Origin of the sequence: Terrisporobacter sp. (genome assembly GCF_017888745.1) — a bacterium.
GTDB lineage: Bacteria > Bacillota > Clostridia > Peptostreptococcales > Peptostreptococcaceae > Terrisporobacter.
This window is the reverse complement of record NZ_JAGHFM010000148.1, coordinates 1-9,089: the sequence shown is the minus strand read 5'-3', so window position 1 is coordinate 9,089 and position 9,089 is coordinate 1. Positions and strand designations below refer to the sequence as shown.

8 protein-coding genes are annotated in these 9,089 nt (G+C 28.3%); 6 read left to right on the top strand and 2 right to left on the bottom strand.

All coding sequences use genetic code 11. From position 1 onward, the window contains the following. Positions 1–647 (top strand): FAD-binding protein (locus J7G74_RS07135; protein WP_297133506.1); only part of this gene is annotated, 647 nt, incomplete at its 5' end. After that, positions 640–1,479 carry a carboxylating nicotinate-nucleotide diphosphorylase gene (gene nadC, locus J7G74_RS07130; RefSeq protein ID WP_297133504.1) on the top strand — a complete coding sequence of 280 codons (840 nt, stop codon included), beginning with the start codon at positions 640–642 and terminating at the stop codon, positions 1,477–1,479. The genes J7G74_RS07135 and nadC, both read left to right, overlap by 8 nt. 149 nt (positions 1,480–1,628) lie before the next feature. Here the strand turns inward: nadC and J7G74_RS07125 are convergent, their stop codons facing one another. Beyond that, entirely contained in the window at positions 1,629–3,356 is a 1,728-nt protein-coding gene (locus tag J7G74_RS07125) for a family 20 glycosylhydrolase (protein ID WP_297133502.1), read from the bottom strand. Positions 3,357–3,724: 368 nt separating this feature from the next. On the opposite strand from J7G74_RS07125, the gene J7G74_RS07120 reads away from it, so the two are divergent. The 4 genes from J7G74_RS07120 to J7G74_RS07105 all read left to right on the top strand — a co-directional run bounded on the left by J7G74_RS07120 (position 3,725) and on the right by J7G74_RS07105 (position 7,960). Beyond that, positions 3,725–4,375: a YdcF family protein gene (locus J7G74_RS07120; RefSeq protein ID WP_297133501.1), complete on the top strand. Its 651-nt coding sequence runs from the start codon at positions 3,725–3,727 to the stop codon at positions 4,373–4,375. Positions 4,376–4,471: 96 nt separating this feature from the next. Further along, positions 4,472–5,905 carry an MFS transporter gene (locus J7G74_RS07115; protein ID WP_297133498.1) on the top strand — a complete coding sequence of 478 codons (1,434 nt, stop codon included), beginning with the start codon at positions 4,472–4,474 and terminating at the stop codon, positions 5,903–5,905. Positions 5,906–6,025: 120 nt separating this feature from the next. Beyond that, a complete protein-coding gene (locus J7G74_RS07110; protein ID WP_297133495.1) occupies positions 6,026–6,964 on the top strand; it encodes a calcium/sodium antiporter in 939 nt (312 codons plus the stop codon). 48 nt (positions 6,965–7,012) lie between these two features. Then, positions 7,013–7,960 carry a calcium/sodium antiporter gene (locus tag J7G74_RS07105; protein WP_297133493.1) on the top strand — a complete coding sequence of 316 codons (948 nt, stop codon included), beginning with the start codon at positions 7,013–7,015 and terminating at the stop codon, positions 7,958–7,960. Between the two features lie 284 nt (positions 7,961–8,244). Here J7G74_RS07105 and gcvPB read toward each other — a convergent pair. After that, on the bottom strand, positions 8,245–9,089 hold an 845-nt coding region (gcvPB, locus tag J7G74_RS07100; RefSeq protein ID WP_297133491.1), incomplete at its 5' end, for an aminomethyl-transferring glycine dehydrogenase subunit GcvPB.

The following is a 9,089-nucleotide window of genomic DNA, read 5'->3' as shown; positions in this document are numbered from 1 at the left end:
TAGAACTTAAAGATATAAACTATATTCAAATTCACCCAACAGCTTTTTATGATGAATCTGATGACGAAAGAAGATTTTTAATTTCTGAATCTGTAAGGGGTGAAGGCGGAAAACTTTATAATATTAATGGTGAAAGATTTATAGATGAGCTTCTACCTAGAGATGTTGTTTCTAAGGCTATTTTTGAAGAAATGAAAAAAACAAATTCTAAGTATGTTTATCTGGATGTAAGCTTTTTAGATAGTGATTATTTAAAAAATAGATTTTCTACTATATATAATAAGTGTTTGGAAAAAGGTACTGATATTACTAAAAAACCTATAAAAGTCTCTCCTGCCCAGCACTATTTTATGGGTGGAATAAAAGTTAACTTAGATAGTGAGACTTCTATGGAAAATTTATATGCTGTAGGAGAAACTGCTTGTACTGGAATTCATGGTGCCAATAGACTTGCTAGTAACTCTTTACTTGAAGGTCTTGTATTTTCTAAGAGAGCCGCTAATGTAATTAACAATAAAATTGATAATTTAAATCTTAGTAAAATTAATATAGATGAGATTTACAAATCTAGAGAAGAAATTGAAGAAAATAACAGATGCTTAGTTACACAAGCTATTAGAGAAAAGGGTGGAGTAATTGATGATTAATTTTTTAGTAGTAGATAAAATAATAAAGGATGCTCTTATTGAAGACATTCCTGGAGAAGATATAAGTACAAACTCTGTTATAAGTGAAAATAGTATTTCTACTGTTGATTTAATTTGTAAAGAAGAAGGTATTATTTCTGGATTAAAAGTTTTCGAGAGAGTATTTCATATATTAGGAAATGTTGAAGTCATTTTTTTTAAACAAGATGGAGATAAAATTTATCCGAAAGATAAAATAGCTATAATAAAAGGTAATACAAGAAATATTCTTCAAGGAGAAAGAGTTGCTCTAAATTTATTACAAAGAATGAGTGGTGTTGCCACTTTGACTAGTAAATATGTGAAGGAAATAGAACATACTAATGCAAAACTCCTTGATACTAGAAAGACTACTCCCAATTTAAAAATTTTAGAAAAATACTCTGTTAAAGTTGGTGGTGGACATAATCATAGGTTTAATTTATCCGATGGTATAATGCTTAAAGATAATCATATTGCTGCCGCTGGTGGTATAACTAATGCAGTAAAACTTTGCAGAGAAAACTCTTCTTTTGTTAGAAAAATTGAAGTTGAAACTGAAAATTTAGATATGGTAAAAGAAGCACTTCATGCTAAAGCTGATATTATCATGTTAGATAACATGAATTTAGATACTGCAAAACAAGCAGTTGAAATGATTGGTGATAGTGCTATTATTGAGTTTTCTGGAAATGTATGTCTTGAGAATATAAAATCTATTGCTGAAATTGGAGTGGATTTTATTTCTGTAGGAGCTCTTACTCACTCTGCTAAGATACTTGATCTTAGTATGAAAAATCTAAGAAATATATAGTTAAAAGTAGGTACTAAGTATTTTTATTTAGTACCTACTTTCAATTGTAGTAAAACTTTGATTTATTTAATTTGTAATAAAGATATTTTCTCTTTTAAGATTTTGCTATATTGTACTTAAGTTACTTCAATCTTTCATTTCCTTATGTATTACGCTCTATGTCCTTCTTTACGTCTTTTCCATACAAGGAATCCTAATAGTACACCAGATACTCCTAATAGGCTTATCCATAATGTTAAATTTGTTTCATCTCCTGTCTTTGGTGTTTCCACGTTTCCATTTCCAGGTTTATTGTTATTTCCTGCATCTGGCTTGTCTGGTATAACAGGCTTTGTACTCGGAGTATCTGAATCTTTCTTTTCTAATTCATCAATCGCTTGTTCTATTGAAATAGCCATTGCATCAACTCTTGCTTGTTCTGTAATTTTTAGCCCTCGTACTACCGCATTTATTGCACTGTCTACATTAGAAAAATCTTTGTAATCATTCTTATTTAAAGATTCTGCTTTATTGATTGCTGCATCTACTTTTGAGTAGTCTGCTATTTTGTATTCTAACGCTTGAATTGCATCTTCAATAGCTTTTGCATATCCATCTACAACATCTTGTTCATCCACTTTTTTTCCTCTTACAACAGCATCTTTAGCAGCTGTAAGTTTTTGAACAGTTTCTTCTGTATATACACTTAAATCTGATGGAATTTTAGCAATAGCTTCATCTACTTTTGAGTAATCAGCTGGACGAATCAAGTATTTTGAATGTTTTTCAGAAAATGCATCCATCAAGTTAAATATTTTTTCCATATCATGTTCCTTTTCTGGGAAGTCACACCATACACATTGCATGCTACCAATAATTGGTGTATTGTTACCAGCTGGAACATCTGTAAATTCTTTACTTTCAATATTTTTTAAAGTATTGTTATATTGATATATACCATCATCAATGTTACCTAAAACCCAATACCAACCATCATTTGTATTTAGTATCTTATGACCTTTATCTATAAAATATTGAGGTTTAGCTACATCATAACCCCACCATCCAGCAGTCCAATATGAAATAATAATATCTTTATCAAATGTTCCATATTTGTCAGTACTATTATAATAAATACCATCATTGAAACATTGAGGTGTCATTCCTGCTTTTTTTATCATAGCAGCTAAATCATTTACATATTTTACAAATTCAGAATATAGACCTGAACTTTGTAATTTTGCCCAACCACCTGTATCTACATCATTAGCATATTCATCAGCACCAAAATTAAATATTTCACAAGACTTAGAGAAATAATTAATATATTTTCCTATTAAAGCTTTTGTAAAGTCAATAGCTTCCCCATTGCTTATATCTACAGTACGTTCAGAGCCATTAAACTGTGGATTTTTAATACCTAATTTTTCCATAGCAACTAAAATTGCATCCATGTGACCTGGACTATTAATAACTGGAATTAATTTAATATTTCTTTCTGTTGCATATGCAATTAAACTATCCATTTCAGCTTGTGTTAAAGCGTTTCCATTAGGATCATTATAGTAATGTTTATTTCCTTCTAAAATTGCATCCTTTACTTCTCTACTAGCATACGAATGACCATTTACTTCTAATGACATATCATCTAATAAAAAACGAAGAGCATCATTTCCCAATAAAACTTGGACATCTGTATATCCATTTTTGTAAGCTTTATCAACAATTTCCTTCAATTGCTCTAATGAAAAGTATTTTCTTCCCGCATCAATTGAGAAAACACTTTTCATGCCTCGCTCTGCAGCACTAACTTTTATAGTTTTACTTGAACCTGGATTTGCTCCTAGAAATATAATAAGTGCAAGCATAACTGAAAATATTTTTTTCAATAATTTCATAATACATCTCCCTTTCATTTTTAATATTTCCCTTATATTTTGAAAATTACCCTATCCTTATTTAGCCCCTCCTTTTTGTTAACTTCATCATATTCTGCCAATTTTCACCATAAATTAATTTGTATTATAATTATAGCACGAAGGTTAACGTTTGCACAGTAAAAATTTTGTAGAAATAAAAGGACAACTCAAGTAAAAATGACTATATATTACATATTTATTTTTATAATCTAATTGCATGCAACTACCTATAAGGCCTTATTTTCCAATGTCTTTTCTAACCAAGTTTATAACTATCTACATATATATTTTTTAAGTTATAATATTTAATGAAAGTTTATTATTGCTATTAATTACTGGGAGGATTTATGAATATAGATTACTATGCAAAAATTTTATGGAACTATCATAAACTTAATAAGAAAATTAACAAGTCTGATATAATCTTAGGATTTGGTAGTCATGATTTACATGTAGCAACAAGATGTGCAGAGCTATTCTTAAATGGATACGGTGATGAAATTATTTTTACAGGTGGATTTGGTAGAATTACTAAAGATTTATGGAACATGACTGAAGCTGATAAATTTGCTGAAATTGCAATAGGTATGGGAGTTCCTAAAAATAAAATTATCATAGAAAACAAGGCTACAAATACAGGAGAAAATATAAGTAAAACTAAAGATATTTTAAATAAATTAAATATTAACCCCTCTTCTTTTATAGTAGTTGATAAACCTTATAGAGAAAGAAGAACTTTTGCCACTCTAAAAAAACAATGGCCTGAAATTGATTTTGTTATTACTTCTCCACAGCATACTTATGAAGAATATTGTGATTTTTATTCTAATGGAGAAATTTCTAAAAAGGAATTTATAAGTATTATGGTTGGTGATTTACAGCGAATTGATTTATATGGTAAGAATGGATTTCAAATTAAACAAGAAATTCCAGGAAAAGTATGGGATACTTATAATAATCTCATTAATCTAGGTTTTACAACTCATCTATGTAAATAAAAAATTCTCTTCACTCATTTTACTATTTTTTTCATAATTTTGGAGATAATAATTATGAAATTTTGTAATATAAAAACTAATTAAAGGAGAGATAAAATGTCACAAACTAATGAAAATACAGATCCTCATAAAAATATATGGCTTATTTTAATTGCCACATGTTTATTTACATTCATGTCTACTTTAGATGCGAGTATTGTAAATATAGCAATGCCAACTATATCTAAAAGTTTATCAATTAATATGAGTGATGCTGAATGGATAGTATCTGTGTATATGATTACTATATGTTGTTTATTGATTTTTTGGGGTAAAATTAGTGATACCATAGGAAAAGTGAAAGTATTTAAAATTGGTACACTTATATTTGTAATAGGATCGTTATTTTGTGGAATAAGTCCTTCCCTTGAAATACTTTTAATATCAAGGATAGTTCAAGCACTTGGCGCTAGTATGACCATGGCTACAAATTACGGAATAATAACTGAAAATTTCCCTAAAGAAATGAGAGGTAAAAGTTTAGGTATATTAGGAAGTTTTGTTTCTCTTGGAAGTATTGCAGGTCCTGGAATAGGAGGAATTATTATTCAAAGATTGTCTTGGCATTATATATTTTTGATTAACATACCTATTGGTTTATTTGCCATTATACTTGGATACTTTGTTTTTCCAAAATCCAAAAAGAAGGATATTCCTTTAAGTTTAGATTTTTTAGGATTTATATTGTTTGATATAAGTATAATATCATTATTTATGGGAATATTCATTGGGCAAGTTACAGGGTTTGGAGTCCCTCTTGTAATTGGATTATTTATTTTATTCGTTTTAACTCTTATTGGATTTATATTTAGAGAAAAAAAAGCAAAAGATCCTTTGATAGATATGACTATATTTAATAGTAAATCATTTTCTTTAGGTTTACTTTGTGCATTACTTATATTTTCATCAAACTTATTTATGAATACGTTGATACCTTTTTATCTACAAGACACTTTAAAATTATCTTCTTTATTGTCTGGATTTATACTTATGTGTGTTCCTATTGCAATGGTTTTTGTTGCACCTATTAGTGGTACTTTATCTGATAAATTTGGTTCTGAAGGTTTAACTTTTATAGGTCTTTTAGTTGTATGTATTTCTCAACTTTTATTTATATTTATAGGTATAAATACTCCAATTCCATATTTAGTAGTACTTGCTCTTTTAACAGGTACAGGTGTGGCACTTTTTCAATCACCAAATAATTCAATAATAATGTCTTCAGTCGCACCAAATCATTTAGGTATTGCTGGTAGTATAAATTCTTTAGCTAGAAATTTAGGTATGGTTATTGGACTTTCTTTATCTACTACTATATTATATAGTTCTATGAGCTATAAGGCTGGTTATAAAGTGACTAGCTATATCCAAGGAAGAGATGATTTATTTTTATATGGATTACATGTAGCTTTTAGTGTTTCCTTTATACTTTGCTTTATAGCTTTTTTAATAACTGTATATAGATTATTTAAGAAAAAATTTATATCATAATAAAACATAAGTATTGAGTTATCTAATTATTAATTTCCATTAAATTCTTTGTAAATATTATTCATTTGTGGTATCCTATAATATCAGAAAAAATTTATACATATATACGGAGGAGTAAATATGTCATTTTTAATTTTAATTATAGGTTTCTTTTTCCTTATAAAAGGAGCTGATGTCTTCGTAGAGGGTGCCGCTTCTATAGCAAGAAGATTTAATGTTCCTGCAATGGTTATCGGTCTTACAATTGTTGCTATGGGTACATCTGCACCAGAGGCTGCTGTTAGTATTACATCTTCATTAGCAGGACAAAATGATATGAGTGTGGCTAATGTTGTTGGTTCTAACTTCTTTAATATTCTTATGGTTCTTGGTGTATCATCAATTATAGCTACATTACCAGTACAGCAAGGTACTATTAAGAAAGATGCTCCTTTCTTATTATTTGTAAGTGGATTATTACTTTTATTTGGTCTAGATTTAAAAATTGGAAGAATAGAAGGTTTAATATTACTAGCTGTATTTGCTTACTTCTTAATAGATACTATAAGGACAGCTAAAAAAAGTAGTTCTGAAGAGTCTGCTACAACAATGGATGTAGAAATAGATGAAAATGCTTCTATATTTAAAACTATATTACTAAGTGTACTTGGTGTAGTTGGTATAGTAATTGGTGGAGATATGGTCGTAAATTCTGCAACAGAGATAGCTACTGATTTTGGTATGAGTGCAAATTTAGTTGGCTTAACTATAGTTGCTGTAGGTACATCTTTACCTGAATTCGTTACATCTATAGTTGCTATAAAAAAAGGTGAGACTGAAATCGCAATAGGTAATGTTATTGGTTCTAATATATTTAATATATTATTAGTTTTAGGATTAGCTACAACAATAAGCCCTATTGCTATAAGCTTCTTAGCTTTAACTGACATAATATTTATGGTCTCTATAACAGTTCTTTTATTCCTATTTATGAAAAAGAACAATTCTCTTGTTAAGAGTCAAGGTATTATATTAGTTGCTATTTATATAGCTTATATGGTATATACTATTATGAGATAAAACAAATACTGAAAATATAATAATATATATATTTAGGAGGGGTTTTTAATGTCGTTTATAGTATTGATTATAGGTTTCTTTTTTCTTATAAAAGGAGCTGATTTATTCGTTGAGGGATCTGCATCTATAGCTAGGAGATTTAATGTTCCTGCAATGGTTATCGGTCTTACAATTGTTGCTATGGGTACATCTGCACCAGAAGCTGCTGTTAGTATTACATCTTCGTTAGCAGGACAAAATGATATGAGTGTGGCCAATGTTGTTGGTTCTAACTTTTTTAATATTCTTATAGTTCTTGGATTTTCTTCTATTTTAAATAGATTGCCAGTTCAAGATAATACTATTAAAAAAGATACTCCTTTCTTACTTTTAATAAGTGGATTATTGTTATTATTTGGATTAAACTTCAATATAAACAGGATGGAAGGTATTATATTTTTAATTTTCTTCGCTTACTTCTTAATAGCAACAATTAAAAGTGCTAAAAATATTGATAATGATGTATCAACTGAAACTGCAACTACTGCAGAATTAGAGTTTGTCAATGAATCTCCTATTATGAAAACTATATTATTAAGTGTAATTGGTATAATTGGAATAATTTTAGGTGGTGATATGGTTGTAGACTCTGCCACTAATATTGCTACATCTTTTGGTATGAGCGAAAATCTAGTTGGCTTAACTATAGTTGCAGTTGGTACATCTTTGCCTGAATTTGTAACGTCTGTAGTTGCTGTAAAAAAAGGTGAAACTGAAATTGCTATAGGTAATGTTATTGGTTCAAACATATTTAACATATTATTTGTTTTAGGTTTGGCAACAATAATAAGTCCTATAACTATTAGTATGTTTGCATTGATAGATATAATATTTATGATAGCAATTACACTTCTTTTATATTTATTTATGAAGAAAAATAATTCCCTTAATAAAACACAAGGGTATTTATTTATTATAATTTATATAGTTTATATGGCTTATACAATAATGAGATAATGATATAAGAAGTTATAAATTTTAAAATTTATAGCTTCTTTTTATATTAATAATAAAAAATTCAATTCGCTAATATGATCAACTAGATGCTTTCATCAATATTTAAGAGAACCCTGTGGCTCAAAGTATATACTTTATAGTTCCATATATGTTTATATTTCTAATTTTCATAGATTATACATAGATATTGTATCAATATAATATTCTTATAAATAAAAAACTACCTAATGAGTAATTACTTCTTAGGTAGTTTTTTATTTAGGATTTTTTGGTATATTAATTTATTATCTATTTTTCCAAGTTAATATAGGTTTTTTAACAGATCTGGCATCATCTACTCTTTTAACAATAGTGTCATGTGGTGCCGAAGTTAAAAGTTCTGGATTTTCCTTACCTTCTTTAGCTATTTTTTTCATAGCCTCTATAAATCTATCTAATGTTTCTAAACTTTCTGTTTCAGTTGGTTCTATCATCATAGCTTCACGAATTATTAATGGAAAATATACTGTTGGTGGATGATATCCATAATCTAACATCCTTTTTGCTATATCCATTGTGTTATATTCTCCATGAGGTCCTCTTAATACAAATTCATGTTTACAAACTTCATTTATAGGTAAATCATAATATTCTTTTAAATTTTCTTTTAAATAATTAGCATTTAGCACAGCCATTTGACTATCTTTTTTAAGACCATCTCTTCCCATAGTTAATATATAAGTAAAAGATTTTATCATAACTCCAAAATTTCCATAAAAGTTTTTAATTTTCCCTATTGAATCTTTCTTATCATAATTTAAAACATATTTATCATCTTGTTTTTCAATGACTGGTACTGGTAAATAAGGAATTAAATCCTTTTTTACACCAACCGGTCCACTTCCAGGACCTCCTCCACCATGAGGTGCTGCAAATGTTTTGTGTAAATTTAGATGCACAACATCAAATCCCATATCTCCTGCTCTACATATTCCCATGATAGCATTTGTATTCGCTCCATCATAGTATAATAATCCTCCTGCTTCATGGACTAAGGTAGCTATTTCTTCTATATTTCTTTCAAATAAACCAAGTGTACTTGGATTTGTTAACATTAATGCAGCTACTTCATCATTTAATACTTCTTTTA

Excerpts from the sequence above, each read along its gene's own strand:
- J7G74_RS07125 (WP_297133502.1), bottom strand. The coding sequence starts at position 3,356 with ATGAAATTATTGAAAAAAATATTTTCAGTTATGCTTGCACTTATTATA.
- J7G74_RS07110 (WP_297133495.1), top strand. The coding sequence starts at position 6,026 with ATGTCATTTTTAATTTTAATTATAGGTTTCTTTTTCCTTATAAAAGGA.
- J7G74_RS07105 (WP_297133493.1), top strand. The coding sequence starts at position 7,013 with ATGTCGTTTATAGTATTGATTATAGGTTTCTTTTTTCTTATAAAAGGA.
- J7G74_RS07120 (WP_297133501.1), top strand. The coding sequence starts at position 3,725 with ATGAATATAGATTACTATGCAAAAATTTTATGGAACTATCATAAACTT.
- J7G74_RS07115 (WP_297133498.1), top strand. The coding sequence starts at position 4,472 with ATGTCACAAACTAATGAAAATACAGATCCTCATAAAAATATATGGCTT.
- nadC (WP_297133504.1), top strand. The coding sequence starts at position 640 with ATGATTAATTTTTTAGTAGTAGATAAAATAATAAAGGATGCTCTTATT.